This window comes from Chryseobacterium sp. POL2 (assembly GCF_011058315.1).
Lineage (GTDB): Bacteria > Bacteroidota > Bacteroidia > Flavobacteriales > Weeksellaceae > Soonwooa.
Genome location: NZ_CP049298.1, coordinates 1932804 through 1949806, shown reverse-complemented (window position 1 = coordinate 1949806; position 17003 = coordinate 1932804). Strand labels below are relative to the sequence as shown.

11 protein-coding genes, 2 tRNA genes and 3 rRNA genes are annotated in these 17003 nt (G+C 39.2%); 12 read left to right on the top strand and 4 right to left on the bottom strand.

The features are described from left to right. Positions 1 to 39 precede the first annotated feature (39 nt). From topA to G6R40_RS09025, 9 genes are all read left to right on the top strand, one after another. Positions 40 to 2598 (top strand): type I DNA topoisomerase, encoded by a 2559-nt coding sequence (gene topA, locus G6R40_RS09065; RefSeq protein ID WP_165134292.1) that lies wholly within the window; start codon positions 40 to 42, stop codon positions 2596 to 2598. An 89-nt stretch (positions 2599 to 2687) separates the two neighbouring features. Beyond that, positions 2688 to 3587: an MBL fold metallo-hydrolase gene (locus tag G6R40_RS09060; protein WP_165134289.1), complete on the top strand. Its 900-nt coding sequence runs from the start codon at positions 2688 to 2690 to the stop codon at positions 3585 to 3587. Positions 3588 to 4357: 770 nt separating this feature from the next. Further along, positions 4358 to 5874: ribosomal RNA gene (locus tag G6R40_RS09055) — 16S ribosomal RNA — on the top strand. A 210-nt stretch (positions 5875 to 6084) separates the two neighbouring features. Next, positions 6085 to 6158 (top strand) — tRNA-Ile (locus G6R40_RS09050). 83 nt (positions 6159 to 6241) lie between these two features. After that, a tRNA-Ala gene (locus tag G6R40_RS09045) sits at positions 6242 to 6315 on the top strand. A gap of 157 nt (positions 6316 to 6472) precedes the next feature. Continuing rightward, positions 6473 to 9224: ribosomal RNA gene (locus G6R40_RS09040) — 23S ribosomal RNA — on the top strand. Positions 9225 to 9383: 159 nt separating this feature from the next. After that, positions 9384 to 9491 (top strand): 5S ribosomal RNA (gene rrf, locus G6R40_RS09035). Together the 16S, 23S and 5S rRNA genes with 2 tRNA genes alongside form the textbook arrangement of a ribosomal RNA operon. Positions 9492 to 9893: 402 nt before the next feature. Next, positions 9894 to 10364: a BON domain-containing protein gene (locus tag G6R40_RS09030; protein WP_165134286.1), complete on the top strand. Its 471-nt coding sequence runs from the start codon at positions 9894 to 9896 to the stop codon at positions 10362 to 10364. Between the two features lie 5 nt (positions 10365 to 10369). After that, complete coding sequence (locus G6R40_RS09025; RefSeq protein ID WP_165134283.1) at positions 10370 to 10786, top strand: SH3 domain-containing protein; 417 nt, start codon at positions 10370 to 10372, stop codon at positions 10784 to 10786. Between the two features lie 44 nt (positions 10787 to 10830). Here G6R40_RS09025 and G6R40_RS09020 read toward each other — a convergent pair whose 3' ends face one another. Together G6R40_RS09020 and G6R40_RS09015 are read right to left on the bottom strand one after the other, a co-directional pair. Further along, positions 10831 to 11811 carry a glycosyltransferase family protein gene (locus tag G6R40_RS09020; protein WP_165134280.1) on the bottom strand — a complete coding sequence of 327 codons (981 nt, stop codon included), beginning with the start codon at positions 11809 to 11811 and terminating at the stop codon, positions 10831 to 10833. After that, positions 11808 to 12638, bottom strand: coding sequence for a UDP-2,3-diacylglucosamine diphosphatase (locus G6R40_RS09015; RefSeq protein WP_165134277.1), 831 nt, complete (start codon positions 12636 to 12638; stop codon positions 11808 to 11810). The genes G6R40_RS09020 and G6R40_RS09015 overlap by 4 nt, the downstream gene beginning before the upstream one ends. Positions 12639 to 12795: 157 nt before the next feature. Between G6R40_RS09015 and G6R40_RS09010 the strand changes: the two genes are divergently transcribed. The 3 genes from G6R40_RS09010 (at position 12796) to G6R40_RS09000 (ending at position 15789) form a co-directional block, all read left to right on the top strand. Next, positions 12796 to 14334, top strand: a complete 1539-nt coding sequence (locus G6R40_RS09010; protein WP_165134274.1) for a dicarboxylate/amino acid:cation symporter — start codon at positions 12796 to 12798, stop codon at positions 14332 to 14334. 93 nt (positions 14335 to 14427) lie between these two features. After that, complete coding sequence (locus tag G6R40_RS09005; protein ID WP_165134271.1) at positions 14428 to 15528, top strand: Mrp/NBP35 family ATP-binding protein; 1101 nt, start codon at positions 14428 to 14430, stop codon at positions 15526 to 15528. Positions 15529 to 15531: 3 nt separating this feature from the next. Continuing rightward, a complete protein-coding gene (locus tag G6R40_RS09000; protein WP_165134268.1) occupies positions 15532 to 15789 on the top strand; it encodes a NifU family protein in 258 nt (85 codons plus the stop codon). Between the two features lie 72 nt (positions 15790 to 15861). Here G6R40_RS09000 and G6R40_RS08995 read toward each other — a convergent pair whose 3' ends face one another. Both G6R40_RS08995 and G6R40_RS08990 read right to left on the bottom strand, forming a co-directional pair. Further along, on the bottom strand, positions 15862 to 16194 hold the full coding sequence (locus G6R40_RS08995; RefSeq protein WP_228455829.1) for a YkvA family protein: 333 nt from the start codon (positions 16192 to 16194) through the stop codon (positions 15862 to 15864). Between the two features lie 90 nt (positions 16195 to 16284). Beyond that, positions 16285 to 16842, bottom strand: a complete 558-nt coding sequence (locus G6R40_RS08990) for a TlpA disulfide reductase family protein (RefSeq protein WP_228455828.1) — start codon at positions 16840 to 16842, stop codon at positions 16285 to 16287. Positions 16843 to 17003 lie beyond the last annotated feature (161 nt).

The following is a 17003-nucleotide window of genomic DNA, read 5'->3' as shown; positions in this document are numbered from 1 at the left end:
TTTTAAAAAAAAACCTCTACTTTTGCAGAAAATTTCAGAATGTCCAAAAATCTAGTTATCGTAGAGTCACCTGCAAAAGCAAAAACCATCCAGAAATATCTGGGGAAAGATTTCGAAGTTAAATCTAGCTTCGGTCACATAAGGGATTTGCCTAAAAAAGGGATGGGGATAGATTTGAGTAATTTTACGCCAGATTACGAAGTTTCTGCCGATAAAAAGAAATTGGTAACAGAACTGAAAGCCGCAGTTAAAAAAGCCGAAATGGTTTGGTTGGCTTCCGATGAAGACCGCGAAGGAGAAGCTATTGCATGGCATTTGGCTCAAGAATTAAAATTGAAGCCCGAAAACAGAAAAAGAATTGTTTTTCATGAAATTACCAAGAATGCAATTTTAAAAGCTATTGAAAATCCACGCGATATCGATCAAAATTTAGTCGATGCACAACAAGCAAGACGTGTTTTGGATAGAATTGTAGGTTTCGAAATGTCACCCGTTCTTTGGAAAAAAGTAAAACCAGGACTTTCTGCGGGTAGAGTACAATCGGTTGCCGTAAGACTTGTTGTGGAAAGAGAAAAGGAAATCCGAAATTTTACTCCAACGGCGAGTTTCAAAGTAGATGCTGTTTTTTTGAATGATTCAAAACAGGATATTGCAGCAAGACTTAAAAAAGATTTCGCTAAAGAATCTGAAGCAGAACAATTTTTAGAACAAGCAAAAAACACCGAGTTTAAAGTTCTAAATGTAGAAACAAAACCAGGTACGCGTTCGGCTTCGGCACCTTTTACAACATCTACACTTCAGCAGGAAGCGTCTTCAAGATTGGGTTATAATGTAACCACAACCATGCGTTTAGCGCAACGACTTTACGAAGAAGGTTTTATAACCTATATGAGAACCGACTCCGTGAATTTATCTCAAGAAGCTATCGAAGGCGCTAAATCTCAAATTCTATCAGAATACGGAAAAGAATATTCTTCTCCAAGAAATTATACTACAAAATCTGCTTCTGCACAGGAAGCTCACGAAGCTATTCGTCCAACAGATTTTTCTGTGAAAAGTATTGGCGATGCACAGCTTAATAAATTATATCAATTGATTTACCGTAGAACTTTAGCCTCTCAGATGGCGAATGCTAAAATTGAGAAAACGGTTATCGAAATCGGAAATCCAAGTTTGCCACAACATTTTGAAGCTCAAGGAGAAGTTATTATTTTTGATGGTTTCTTAAAAGCTTACGGCATTGTAAAAACGGAGGATGATGACGAAGAAAACAACGAAAAACTGCTTCCAAAAGTAAAAGTTGGTGAAGTTTTAGAGTATAAATCAATTGTTGCTTCGGAGAAATTTACAAGACCTTCTGCAAGATACACGGAAGCGGGTTTGGTAAGAAAACTGGAGGAATTGGGCATCGGTCGTCCTTCTACTTATGCACCAACTATACAAACGATTCAGAATCGTGAATATGTTGACAAGCGTGAGATAGAGCCACAAACTAGAGAAGTTGTACGTATTTCTTTAGCGAAAGGAAATATTAAAAAAGAAGTTCTTGACGAAAAATTCGGTGGCGATAAAAATAAATTCGTTCCTACAGATATTGGTGAAGTGGTGAATGATTTCCTGACGTCTAATTTTGCAGAAATCCTAGATTTTGGTTTTACAGCAAGAGTGGAGCAAGAATTTGATGATGTTGCCAATGGCGGAAAAGAATGGAAAAACTTAATGACAGATTTCTACGGTGTTTTCCATCCGAGAATTGAAGATGTTGAAGAACATGCAGAACGCGCTACTGGAGACCGTTTGTTAGGAATTGATCCTAAATCGGGTAAAAATGTTCACGCAAGAATTGGCCGTTTTGGAGCGATGATTCAAATTGGTGAAGTGGAAGATGAAGAAAAACCAATTTTCGCCTCATTGATGAGTGGTCAAAATATCGCAACCATTACTTTAGAAGAGGCTTTGGAATTGTTCAAACTTCCTTTTGATCTTAATGATTTTGAAGGTCAAGGTGTAACTATCGGTGTTGGACGTTTTGGGCCTTACGTGAAATGGGGCGAAACTTATATTTCAATTCCAAAAGGTGAAGATCCACTATCTGTAAATCAGGAGCGTGCCGAAGAAATTATTAGAGAAAAGCAAAAAGCCGATGCGCCAATTGCGAGTTATAAAGGAGAACCTGTAACCAAAGGAACGGGAAGATTTGGTCCATTTATCAAATACCAATCCATTTTCATTAATGTTCCTAAGAAATATGATTTCAATAATCTTTCTCAAAACGATATTGTTGAATTAATAGAAGCTAAACTTGAAAAAGAAGCCAACCGTTATATTCAACAATGGGAAAAAGAGAAAATCGCTCTTGAAAACGGACGTTGGGGACCATTTATTAAATTCGGAAAAACCAATCTTAAAATTCCGAAAAGAGCCGATGGCGAAAAATACGACGCCGAAGAGCTTAAAGAAATTGATTTGGAAACTGTAAAAGCATGGATTAAAGAACAAGATCCAAAAGCTTTTGAAGAAAAGAAAAAAGCTCCTGCTAAAAAAGCTGCCGCAAAAAAGCCAGCAGCTAAAAAAACGACAACCACGAAAAAGAAATAATTTTTCTTGAAAATATAAATTCAGCCCTCTGCAAGATTTTGTAGATGGCTTTTTTATTGTAAATTGTCTTGTTCAAAAAAATCTCAATTATGTCCGAAATCAAAATCCTTGATTTACAATTTCAAGATACACCACATGCGATAGGTTCCTTTTTAATTCCAAGTAAGGATGGTTTGCTGCTTATTGAATCTGGTCCAGAATCTACCTTTCTTCATTTAAAATCTGCTATCGAAAATGCAGGTTTCAAAATTGAAGATATAAAACACGTTTTGTTAACGCATATTCACTTTGATCATGCTGGTGCAGCTTGGAAGTTTGCAGAACTTGGAGCGAAAATTTACGTTCATCCTATCGGTTATCCACATATGCTGAACCCAGAAAAACTTTGGAACTCCGCAAAAATGATTTATGGAGACGATATGGATCGACTTTGGGGTGAGATGAAACCCATTCCAGAAAACCTGCTTGTAAAAGTGGATGATAACGATATCATTAAAATTGGTGAGCATGAGTTTAAAACCATTTATACACCTGGACACGCTGTTCATCACAATTCTTATAAATTAGGAAATGTTATATTCACGGGAGATGTTGGTGGTGTTAAAATCGGGAATCATCCTGTTGTTCCGCCTTGTCCGCCGCCAGATATCAATATAGAATTATGGAAATCTTCTTTGGATAAATTGGATGCTGAAAACGCCGAAGCTTTTTATTTGACGCATTTCGGTCGACAAGAAAACGTTAAGCAACTTACCCATGAACTTAGATTAATTTTGGACGATTGGGCAAATTGGATTCAACCTTATTTTGATGAGAATGTTCCAGCTGAGGAAATTGTTCCAAAATTTATGGCTTATACCAAACAACAACTTCAGGAAAAAGGTTTATCTGCCGATGAAATTCAAGTTTATGAATACGCTAATCCTTCTTGGATGTCGGTTTCTGGACTTTTAAGATATTGGAAGCTAAAACAACAAGGAAGAATATAGTTTTTCTTTTTCCTGGCAATCCGCCTCCTTTTCTAATTCTTTTCGGCGGCCGGGCTGTTCGCTGTATCTTGCTTGCTTCGCTCGGACGTCTATCTTCTCAAGGCTTCGCCTTTCGAAGACGGTCGCCTCGCTGCGCTCGGCAAGGATGCCGCTTCCATCCCTATTGCGATGGGAGAGATTTGTAGATTATGAATGATAAGGACTTCTATGAATTTAAAATTTTTAAAAACGTTCAATTGTTAAGCTGTATAATTGTTGAATTGTTTAATCGTTTAATCGTACAATTGTTCAACCGTTCAACCGTTCAACCGTTCAACCGTTCAATTGTTCATTAAATCCTTTTATACCATTGTTTCATGTTTATTCTTTGTTTTCGGTTCTTGATTCTAAAAAAAAACGAACTTGAAAACAAGCAAGTTAGGATATAATTAAAAAATAAGTTCCGATAAGTTTGTGTGATAATAAAAAAGCCTCTACTTTTGCACTCGCAAATCAGAAGTGTTTTGCAGCGCAGAAGAGGGATAGAAATAAATTAATAGATTGATTATAGGTTTTTGAAAAAAATTTTAAAAAAACTTTCAAAAACATTTGGTCAGTTTGGAAAAAGTTTTTACTTTTGCACTCGCAAATCGGCTGAAAGATGACAGAAAACAGTATGCTGATTTATGCGAAAAGAACGAAGTTCATTGACATAAATATAACAACCAAGTAAGGAAAAAAACCAAAGCGTCAATTTTAAATTGAGTTAGAGTTTAAGGACAAACAAACATACAATGGAGAGTTTGATCCTGGCTCAGGATGAACGCTAGCGGGAGGCCTAACACATGCAAGCTGAGCGGTAGAAATCTTTCGGGATTTTGAGAGCGGCGTACGGGTGCGTAACACGTGTGCAACCTGCCCTTATCAAGAGGATAGCCCGGAGAAATTCGGATTAATACTCTATAATATATTGACTGGCCTCAGTTTATATTGAAAGATTTATCGGATAAGGATGGGCACGCGCAAGATTAGGTAGTTGGTAGGGTAACGGCCTACCAAGCCGATGATCTTTAGGGGGCCTGAGAGGGTGATCCCCCACACTGGTACTGAGACACGGACCAGACTCCTACGGGAGGCAGCAGTGAGGAATATTGGACAATGGGTTAGCGCCTGATCCAGCCATCCCGCGTGAAGGACGACGGTTCTATGGATTGTAAACTTCTTTTATATAGGGATAAACCTACTCTCGTGAGAGTAGCTGAAGGTACTATATGAATAAGCACCGGCTAACTCCGTGCCAGCAGCCGCGGTAATACGGAGGGTGCAAGCGTTATCCGGATTTATTGGGTTTAAAGGGTCCGTAGGCGGGCTTGTAAGTCAGTGGTGAAATCCGGCAGCTCAACTGTCGAACTGCCATTGATACTGCAAGTCTTGAGTAAAGTAGAAGTGGCTGGAATAAGTAGTGTAGCGGTGAAATGCATAGATATTACTTAGAACACCAATTGCGAAGGCAGGTCACTATGTTTTAACTGACGCTGATGGACGAAAGCGTGGGTAGCGAACAGGATTAGATACCCTGGTAGTCCACGCCGTAAACGATGATTACTCGTTTTTGGGGATTTATCTTCAGAGACTAAGCGAAAGTGATAAGTAATCCACCTGGGGAGTACGTTCGCAAGAATGAAACTCAAAGGAATTGACGGGGGCCCGCACAAGCGGTGGAGCATGTGGTTTAATTCGATGATACGCGAGGAACCTTACCAAGGCTTAAATGGGAATTGACAGGTTTAGAAATAGACTTTTCTTCGGACAATTTTCAAGGTGCTGCATGGTTGTCGTCAGCTCGTGCCGTGAGGTGTTAGGTTAAGTCCTGCAACGAGCGCAACCCCTGTCACTAGTTGCTAACATTTAGTTGAGGACTCTAGTGAGACTGCCTACGCAAGTAGAGAGGAAGGTGGGGATGACGTCAAATCATCACGGCCCTTACGCCTTGGGCCACACACGTGCTACAATGGTAGGTACAGAGGGCAGCTACACAGCGATGTGATGCAAATCTCGAAAGCCTATCTCAGTTCGGATTGGAGTCTGCAACTCGACTCTATGAAGCTGGAATCGCTAGTAATCGCGCATCAGCCATGGCGCGGTGAATACGTTCCCGGGCCTTGTACACACCGCCCGTCAAGCCATGGAAGTTTGGGGTACCTGAAGTCGGTGACCGTAACAGGAGCTGCCTAGGGTAAAACAAGTAACTAGGGCTAAGTCGTAACAAGGTAGCCGTACCGGAAGGTGCGGCTGGAACATCTCATTTTAGAGCGTTGAAGAACGTAAAACAAATAAGTCATTTATATGACACTTACCTTAAACAAAGCATAGCTTTGGTTTTTTTTACTCGGTTGTAAATATTAAAATATACCCACTAGAAATTAGTACAGGGAAGAGATACAAGAGCCGAGAGCCAAGAATCAAGACGAAAGAAAGTCTTGTATCTAGGATCTTGAATCTATAAGTCTAAAAAGACAGTCTCGTAGCTCAGCTGGTTAGAGCGCTACACTGATAATGTAGAGGTCGGCAGTTCGAGCCTGCCCGAGACTACTAATTAAAGCGGTAAGCTGTTAAGCGATAGGCAGTAAGCATTTAGCTTAAAGCATATAGCATATAGCGTACAGCACCTAGAGGGGGAATTAGCTCAGCTGGCTAGAGCGCCTGCCTTGCACGCAGGAGGTCAAGGGTTCGACTCCCTTATTCTCCACAGTATTTTGAATTTGATTTAAAAGTTACGGATAGAGCCAAAAACAATATCTGTTCATCAGAGGATAAATAAGACAAAAGATCATTGACATTAACGGTAAAGACATCACAAAGAGAAAACCGAGCACTTATAAGTGCTTGAGTAACCTAAAAATAGGAAAGAAATCGTTAAGGGCGTATGGCGGATGCCTAGGCTTTCAGAGGCGACGAAGGACGTGGTAAGCTGCGAAAAGCTCGGGGGATTGGCACACACGAATTGATCCCGAGATGTCCGAATGGGGCAACCCGGCATGTTGAAGACATGTCACCTCGCAAGAGGAGCAAACCCGGAGAACTGAAACATCTAAGTACCCGGAGGAAAAGAAATCGAAGAGATTCCGTAAGTAGTGGCGAGCGAAAGCGGATTAGCCCAAAAGCTTTTATATGTTTAATAGAATGTTCTGGAAAGAACAGCCATAGACGGTGATAGCCCGGTATATGAAAGGCATATTTAAGTGATAAATGAGTAGGGCGGGACACGTGAAATCCTGTCTGAATATGGGGGGACCATCCTCCAAGGCTAAATACTCCTGAAAGACCGATAGTGAACAAGTACTGTGAAGGAAAGGTGAAAAGCACTTCGAATAGAAGGGTGAAATAGAACCTGAAACCGTACGCCTACAAGCGGTCGGAGCTGGCAAGTCCAGTGACGGCGTGCCTTTTGCATAATGAGCCTACGAGTTAATTTTACTAGCGAGGTTAAGGACTTCAGGTCCGGAGCCGGAGCGAAAGCGAGTCTGAATAGGGCGGTTAGTTAGTAGGATTAGACGCGAAACCTTGTGATCTACCCATGGGCAGGTTGAAGCTTTGGTAACACAAAGTGGAGGACCGAACCCGTTGACGTTGAAAAGTCTTGGGATGACTTGTGGGTAGGGGTGAAAGGCCAATCAAACTGGGAGATAGCTCGTACTCTCCGAAATGCATTTAGGTGCAGCGTCGTATATAAGTTTATTAGAGGTAGAGCTACTGATTGGATGCGGGGGAGTCAAATCCTACCAATTCCTGACAAACTCCGAATGCTAATAAATGTTTTACGGCAGTGAGGGCATGGGTGCTAAGGTCCATGTCCGAGAGGGAAAGAACCCGGACCAACAGCTAAGGTCCCTAAATCTATACTAAGTTGAAACAACGCGGTTGGACTGCATTGACAGCTAGGATGTTGGCTTGGAAGCAGCCATTCATTTAAAGAGTGCGTAACAGCTCACTAGTCGAGCGGTCCGGCATGGATAATAATCGGGCATAAGTATAGTACCGAAGCTATGGGATTATTTAATAATCGGTAGGAGAGCATTCTATTTGCGCTGAAGCAGAGTCGTGAGGCTTTGTGGAGCGGATAGAAAAGAAAATGTAGGCATAAGTAACGATAAAGGGGGCGAGAAACCCCCTCACCGAAAGACTAAGGTTTCCTCAGCCATGCTAATCAGCTGAGGGTTAGTCGGGACCTAACGCGCACCCGAAAGGGGAAGTGGATGGACAATGGGTTAATATTCCCATACTTGCTCACACTAAAAAGGGGACGGATTGCCGTACTTACTGGAGACTGACGGAATAGTCAAGGCCTAGCCTTCGGGCGAAGCTGCTGTAGGGAAAGCGGTTCCAAGAAAAGCCGAAGTGAAGCAACCCGTACCAAAACCGACACAGGTAGTCGAGGAGAGAATCCTAAGGTGCTCGAGTGAGTCGTGGCTAAGGAACTAGGCAAAATAGTCTCGTAACTTCGGAAGAAGAGACGCCATCAGCAATGGTGGCCGCAGTGAAGAGGCCCAGGCGACTGTTTATCAAAAACACAGGACTCTGCTAAATCGAAAGATGCTGTATAGGGTCTGACACCTGCCCGGTGCTGGAAGGTTAAGGAAGGTGCTTAGAGGTAACTCGAAGGCATTAACTGAAGCCCCAGTAAACGGCGGCCGTAACTATAACGGTCCTAAGGTAGCGAAATTCCTTGTCGGGTAAGTTCCGACCTGCACGAATGGTGTAACGATCTGGGCACTGTCTCAGCCACGAGCTCGGTGAAATTGTAGTATCGGTGAAGATGCCGATTACCCGCAATGGGACGAAAAGACCCTGTGAACCTTTACTATAACTTCGTATTGACTTTGAGTAAGTAATGTGTAGGATAGGTGGGAGACTATGAAGCAGGCACGCTAGTGTTTGTGGAGTCAACGTTGAAATACCACCCTTTACTTACTTGGAGCCTAACTTCTTTTAGAAGGACATTGCGTGGTGGGTAGTTTGACTGGGGTGGTCGCCTCCAAAAGAGTAACGGAGGCTTTCAAAGGTACCCTCAGCACGCTTGGTAACCGTGCGTAGAGTGTAATGGCATAAGGGTGCTTGACTGTGAGACCAACAAGTCGATCAGGTGCGAAAGCAGGACATAGTGATCCGGTGGTTCCGTATGGAAGGGCCATCGCTCATAGGATAAAAGGTACTCCGGGGATAACAGGCTAGTCTCCCCCAAGAGCTCACATCGACGGGGAGGTTCGGCACCTCGATGTCGGCTCGTCACATCCTGGGGCTGGAGAAGGTCCCAAGGGTTGGGCTGTTCGCCCATTAAAGTGGCACGCGAGCTGGGTTCAGAACGTCGTGAGACAGTTCGGTCTCTATCTATTGCGGGCGTTAGATGTTTGCGCGGAGTTGACTCTAGTACGAGAGGACCGTGTTGAACAAACCTCTGGTGTATCAGTTGTACCGCCAGGTGCACCGCTGAGTAGCTATGTTTGGATGAGATAAGCACTGAAAGCATATAAGTGCGAAACTCGCCGCAAGATTAGACATCTTTTAAGGGTCGTGGGAGATGACCACGTTGATAGGCTATAGGTGTAAAGGCAGTAATGTCATAGCCGAGTAGTACTAATTACCCGTAGATTTATAGCCTATTGGTTGCTATAATCTTAAAATTAATATTTAAAGACAAGTTCTTATAAGTGCGCTAAAGGTTTTGCCTTTGTGATGTATATTACCGATAAAAAGCAGTATGCTTTACGCTGTAAGCCTAGAGCTTATAGCCTACTGCCTACAGCTATATACCTTATTTAGGGTGGTTTTAGCAGAGGGGCTCACCTGTTCCCATTCCGAACACAGAAGTTAAGCCCTCTAGCGCCGATGGTACTGCTAACGCGGGAGAGTAGGTCGCCGCCAGTTTTTATTAGAAAGCTCATCAACATTGTTGATGAGCTTTTTTTGTTTTAGAATATAATATAAATGGAGAAAGTGAATAAAACAAAGCTGCTTTAAAAACAAAATTTTGATGCTATTAAAATTGAAATTTGGTTTTATTTTAATAGCATTTATTAAGTATTATTATGGCAAAATTTTAGCCAGTTGTTTCTTGCTTATTTCTTTTATTTAAATTGAAATCTTGATATTTTATATTTAATCTAAAATTTTTGCTTTTATTGATTTGAAGAAGAATAAATTTTGTTTTAACTGATTAATTTTTAATAAAGAAGTGTATTTATTGATTATTTAAGAAAATTTTAGGATTTAACTGGGGCTCATTTGTTTTCTTTTTTCTACATTTGATAAATAAAATAATTTATACAAATGAAAAAAACACTAAAGATGGCAGCTTTGGCTTTAATGATTTCAATGACTGCAGTTTCTTGTAAGAAAAAAGTTTCTGATGCAGATTTGACAAGTAAGGCTACAACTATTGTAACAACTTATCCTGGAACTTCTGTTGAAGTAAAAGATGGGCAAGCTCACCTAAGTGGTGTATTTGCATCACAGGCAGATAAAGATGCCGCAATTGCTAGCTTAAAAACTGTTGAAGGAATTAAAGATGTTCATGATATGGCAACAGTTGCTCCGCCTGTAGAAGTTAATATGGTTGACGCTTTAGTTCTACAAAAAGTGGGCGAGGCTATTAAAGATATCAAAGGTGTAAAAGCTGAAGATATTGGCGGTATATTAACTTTGACTGGGACAGCTTCCGCTTCGGACGCTAGAAAAGTTAAAGAGTCGGTTGATGCTTTGAAAATTGGAAAATACGATAACAAAATAGTTGTAAAATAGTAGTTATGAGTTTACAGGATAAATATGCAGGTGTAATTTCTGCAGCACACTCTGCGGAGTTAGGAAATCTTAACGTTCAAGAGCAAGATGGTATTCTTTATATTACTGGCGATGCAGCAAGTAGTGCTTCGAAAGATAAAGTTTGGGACGCATTAGGAGCGATTGATCCTTCTTTTACAGCTTCTGATATTAATATCGATGTACAAGTAAAAGGTTTGGGTGCTGGCGCTAATCTTATAGTAGCTACTGAAGAGTCAAATCTTAATATCCGTCAAGAGCCTTCAACGGACGCATCCATTGTGGGAAAAGCTGCCAAAGGTTCTTCCGTGAGCCTTTTAGAACAATCTTCGAACGAATGGTGGAAAGTGAAAACTGCTGATGGCGTAGAAGGTTATGCTTATGCAAGATATTTGAAAGCTTAATTTTTAATTAAGAATATTATATAACCTCCTTTTTGGAGGTTTTTTTATTTATTAACCTTTTTAATAATATCATTTTTTATTATATTTTCGATATTATCTGGGTAATTAACTTTAACATTAAAAGGATCATTAACCCAATTTTGAATGTGATTTTTTTCAAGTTTATCAGAACTATTAATGCCGAGATTTTTGAGAGAAGATGTATTGTAGGCCTGTTCATATTGGTTTTGTATAGGAATTACAAACAATTTTTTTTGCAGGAAAAGAGCTTCTGCTGGCATTTCGAAACCTGCATTACAAAGAACACCTTCGCAGTTAGCGAAAATTTCTAGAAACTTATTTTGATCAATTGGATAAAATTCCACATTGCTTTTGCGGTAGGTTTCATTTGCTTTTTTTGAAAAAACTTTCCAATTAACATCTATTTGAGATAATATTTCGTAAATGTTTTCATCCGAATAGCTAGGTAAATATACCAAATAGAAGTCCTTTTGCACTGCATCTAGGTTTCTGATTTCTTTTCTAATAACAGGCGTTTTTATATTAGGATGAAAAGTTTCAAAATGAAAACCAATTTTGTCTTTGCAAGGTGCATAATAGTTCAGAATCTGTTCTCCCAACCAATTTTTAGAATCGGGTTTAGGAACGCCTTGAAAAGATAATGCAGCCTGATGGCTCAATGCAATAATGGGATGGTTTTTTAATTTTGCTGCCCAAGCTGTTATGGGTTCAAAATCATTGATAATGAGATCATAATTACTTAAATCAAAATTATTGATAAGTTGTAAAGCGCTACAATAATTGTTTCTGAATAAGGTTTCCCAATACGACAAACCTCCATGGTTATCATAAAGTAATGACACGCCATCGAACCTAAAATCAATATCAATTTTGGGCTTTAACTGGCTTTGATGCCCGCTTATGAGAACATCGACTAAGGCATGCTTTTTAAGAATGGGAACAATCTCTTGGGCTCGAGCAATATGGCCATTTCCAGTGCCTTGTAGTGCATACAATAGTTTCATAACACGATATTTTTCATGAGGAAAAGATCTTTAATTTCTAGATCTAAAAGCTCTTCTTCTACCTCGTTATTAGTTTCTAATTGGTCTTTTATCTCGTCAAAATAGACGATTTTCCATACACCATTGTCGTATTCTAACGCACTCAGATTTTCTATCCAATCACCAGAGTTGAGATACATACAGCTTCCTTTTTTAGTTTCTATTTTTCGGATTTGTGGCTGATGGATGTGTCCACAAATCACGTAATCGTATTGATTTTCGATGGCTAATTCTGAGGCTGTCAATTCAAAATCGCCAATATATTTAACGGCTTTTTTGACATTATTTTTAATTTTTTTTGAAAACGAATATTTTTCGCGTCCCATTTTTATTAAAACCCAATTCACAGCATTATTAATTTGAATCAAAAGATCATAGCCTTTTCCGCCAAGTTTAGCAATCCATTTGGAGTGTTGTACCGACGCATCAAAAACATCGCCATGAAAAAACCATGCTTTTTTGTTATCGATTTCAAGATTGAGTTTGTTGCATAATTTCAAATTTCCTAATTCGAGATCTGTAAATTTTCTAAAACTTTCATCGTGATTTCCCGTGATGTAATAGACTTTTGTTCCTTTGGTAGCGAAGTTGATGAGTTTTTTCACCACTTTGAGATGCGATTTTGGGAAATAACTTTTTTTAAATTGCCAAACGTCGATAATGTCGCCATTAAGAATCAAAACTTTTGGTTTTATCACTTGCAGATATTTCATCAATTCTTTGGCTTTGCAACCGTAAGTGCCTAAATGGATGTCAGAGATTACGACCATTTCAGGATTTCTTGTCATAGGATTTGGTTTTCACAAAAAACGCATTTTAGTTTTACGTAGATGTAAAGCGATTGTTATTTGTTTAGAACGAAATTGTTTCCTAAAGATTAACAAGAAAGTGATAATCCGTATTTATTCGTTTCAAAATTTTATATTTGCAAGATTAGAATAAATTATGAAAGGACAGAATAAGCTTTTTATTGCCATTATTATTGCTTTAATAATCGGTGTTGTGCTTGGCGGCGTTGTTAATAAATTTGAAAGAGGAACCAGTATTCGTATTAATACAGAAATTGTAGATGCTAAACATCCGCTTTTGGACGAAGTGAAATTCACAACAAGTGATGGTCAATCTTTGAGTCAGAAATTTGTAATTGCTGAAAATGATAAGAAAAAAGATTCTTTAACCAGTCTTTACAAAGGTCAAGATGTTCTTGTAATAGGACAAAGTGCAAAAACTGTTTTTGAACCGACACAACTAGCCCACCAAGATATTCAAATCGAAAAAGTTGAAAAGTCTAATGCTGGGCGTGTAACTTCTTTAGACAATATCACCTCGTTTTCGGACATGATAAAACTTTTAGGAACTATTTTTATCCGGCTGGTACAGATGATTATTGCGCCTTTGGTATTCACAACTTTGGTGGTTGGTATTGCGAAAATGAGCGACATTGCGATGATTGGTCGTGTTGGTAGTAAGGCGATGATTTGGTTTATCAGTGCGTCACTTGTATCTTTAGTCATAGGTCTTGTTTTAGTGAACTGGATGGAGCCTGGCAAAGTTATGCAACTAGAAAAGCCTGCTGCCGAAGCCGCCGGAGATCTGATGAAAAGTGCGCATAGTGGACTTTCTCTAGAGCAATTTGTTAATCATATGGTCCCAAAAAGTTTGTTCGAAGCATTTGCAACCAATGAGGTTTTACAGATTGTCGTCTTCTCAGTAATGTTCGGAATTGCTTTGTCAGCGATGGGTGAAGATTATACCAAACCAATTGTAAAGGCTTTGGATATTTGTGCTCATGCCATTTTAAAAATGGTAGGATATATTATGTGGGTGGCACCTCTAGGGGTTCTCGGGGCTATTGCCGCTGTTGTTGCGACCAATGGTTTTGAGATATTTTTGGTATATGCAATATATCTACGGGATTTCTTCTTTGCCTTGGCTGTGCTTTGGCTAGTATTACTTTTAGTAGGCTATATTATTTTAGGAAAGCGATTATTTAGTTTAATTAGAAGAATTAAAGAACCATTACTTATAGCATTTTCAACGACAAGTTCGGAAGCTGTTTTTCCAAAATTGGTAGAAGAATTAGAACGCTTTGGTTGTAATAAGAGAATTGTATCTTTTATATTGCCATTAGGCTATTCATTCAATTTAGATGGAAGTATGATGTATATGACATTTGCTTCTATTTTCATCGCCCAAATTTATGGTATAGAAATGAGCATCGGTCAACAAGTCATTATGCTTTTAGTATTGATGTTGACCAGTAAAGGAATTGCGGGAGTGCCAAGAGCGAGTTTAGTGATTATCGTTGCAACTTGTTCTATGTTTGGGATTCCACCAGAAGGTATTGCTTTAATCTTGCCGATTGACCATTTTTGTGATATGGGAAGAAGTATGACCAATGTTTTAGGAAATGCGTTGGCAACTTCAGCTGTTAGCAAATGGGAAGGGCAATTGGAAGGTGAAGGCGCTGTCATAGAAAGTTAATTTCTATAATACTTATAGTTAGCAAACATTATTTGAATACGGAAATTGGTTTAATTTCCGTATTTTTGTATTTATAAAAGATATCAAATTTTTATGTTGACGAAAGAAAGAGTTCAGGACTTTTTAAAAGAAATAGAAGTAGACGATTTAGTTACCAATCTACAGATTGTCGGTAACGACGTATATATCGATATGATAGCACATTCTCCTGCGATGCATGAGAAGAAAAAATTAGAAGTAGCCATGAAGCAAGCTTTTGCTTCAGAATTTGGCGAAGAAATTCAGTTGAAATTAAAAATTGCTTCTCCAGAGTTACCTGCTCAGCCCGAAATAAAAGGGAAACAAATTCCCGGAATCCAAAACATTATTGCAATTGCTTCTGGAAAAGGAGGCGTAGGAAAATCAACAGTATCTGCTAACTTGGCAGTGACTTTAGCAAAAATGGGATTCAAAGTAGGATTGTTGGACGCAGATATCTATGGACCATCTGTTCCTACTATGTTTGATACAGAAGGTCAAAAACCAATTTCTGTAGAAGTTAATGGAAAAAACCTGATGCAGCCTGTCGAAAATTACGGTGTTAAAATGTTGTCCATAGGTTATTTTTCTGGCGCTAATCAAGCGGTAGTTTGGAGAGGACCAATGGCAAGTAAGGCGCTTAACCAAATGCTTCGTGATGCTAACTGGGGAGAATTGGATTTCTTATTAATCGATCTTCCTCCAGGCACAGGTGATATTCATTTGTCCATTATCCAAGAAGTTCCTGTTACAGGTTCAGTTATTGTAAGTACGCCCCAACATGTTGCTTTGGCAGATGTTAGAAAAGGAATCGCTATGTTTAATATGGAAAGTATTAATATTCCAGTTCTTGGTTTAATAGAAAACATGGCGTATTTTACACCAGAAGAATTGCCAGATAACAAATATTATATCTTTGGAAAACAAGGTGCGCAATATATGGCAGAAGATTTAGGAATTCCTGTTTTAGGAGAGATTCCGTTGATCCAAAGCATCAGAGAAGCTGGTGATGTTGGACGTCCCGCAGCTTTGCAAGAAGATTCAAAAATTGCTGCTATCTATGTAGAAACGGCACAAAGAATGATCGAAAGTCTTGTAGAAAGAAATAAAAATTTACCACCGACAGAAGCTGTAAAAATCACAACCATGGCGGGATGTTCGCCAAAGAAAAAGTAAAATATGGAAAACACAAATCTTACACATGAAGAATTGGTAACCAAGGTTATGGAAGCTCTAGAAAGTATTCGCCCTTTTTTGAATAAAGATGGTGGCGATATAGAGTTGATTGATGTTAAAGAAAGCAAAGCTTACGTGAAATTGTTAGGAACATGTTCTAGTTGTCACATCAGCCAATCTACGATGAAGTTGGGTGTAGAAACTACCATTAAGCAATATGCTCCAGAAATTTTGGAAGTTATTAATATAGACGAGGTCTAAGACATTACGTCTTTTTGTAAATAATTACGCCGGGCAACAAAGTTGCCCGGCGTAATTATATGTAATTATATCTTACTCTACAATCTCAGCATCGATAATTTTTTTCTCTGGAGAATCGGGATTCTTCTGTTGAAACTCCCAAATCAGATATTTGTCCACCTCTTTCAAAAGCATGGGGATTGCAAAAGCTAAAATTGCTAAATCATCCAAAGCCCCAACAAAAGGTACAAAATCAGGAATAATATCAATAGGTGACAAAACGTAGATTAATGCCAAGGCAGGGAACAAAATGTCCGTTAATTTCATACTATAGCTTCCAGAGCGCCAGGCTTTTATCATACGATAGACGGCTGGGATTTTTTGCATAAAGCCTTTGTGCTTCAGGGCTTCTTGTGCAAGTTTCATTTTAGAATATTTCATCGGTGTGTGCTAATAAAATTTTTTCATCATTCAGTTTGCAAATAACATTCCAAGACTGTCTTAACAAATTATAAATTATTTAGTTACGCTATCAACGAAAGCTTGGCTACTGTCAGAATTCCAGTCCAGTGTACTGTCTTCCTTTTTCAAAATCTGCAAATTACGACCAACAATATAAGTTGTAGGGAAAACATTAGGCAACATTTTGGACGTCAAAGGACTTTCCGCAATATAGACAGGAGCTGTGTAATGGTTTTCGGTAACAAATCTTTTCACATCATCTTCCTTATCTTGCATCGCAATTAGTACAAATGCCATTTTAGAATTTTTTGATTGGTATAGAGCTTCGATACTCGGCCATTCTGTACGGCAAGGTGCGCACCAAGTTCCCCAAAAATTAAGAAAAACAATTTGACCTTTAAAGTCGCTCAATTTAGCGTTTGGCGTATTAATCCCTTTTAGGTCAATATCAAAATCTTCGTCCGAGAAACTGCTTTCCGCCACCACTTTGTCCACCGTTGCAGTCATCGCAAACTGAGAACTAACGAATTCGCGCAAAGGTTTTATCAAGGCAAAAGCCAAAACAACCAGCAACAGAATGACATACACCAAATTCTTTTTCAAAAAAGCCATAATTTTTATTTATAAATTTATTTTGGGCGTGCCCCTTTGTTTTCCTTTGCTATAATACGCGACGTTTTTTTAAAAAAACGTCGCGCATTTTCCAACGTCAAAACAAGCGGGTCGGTCTCCGTGCAGTCGCTGTTTTATCGGACGGCTTCCGCTTCGCTCCG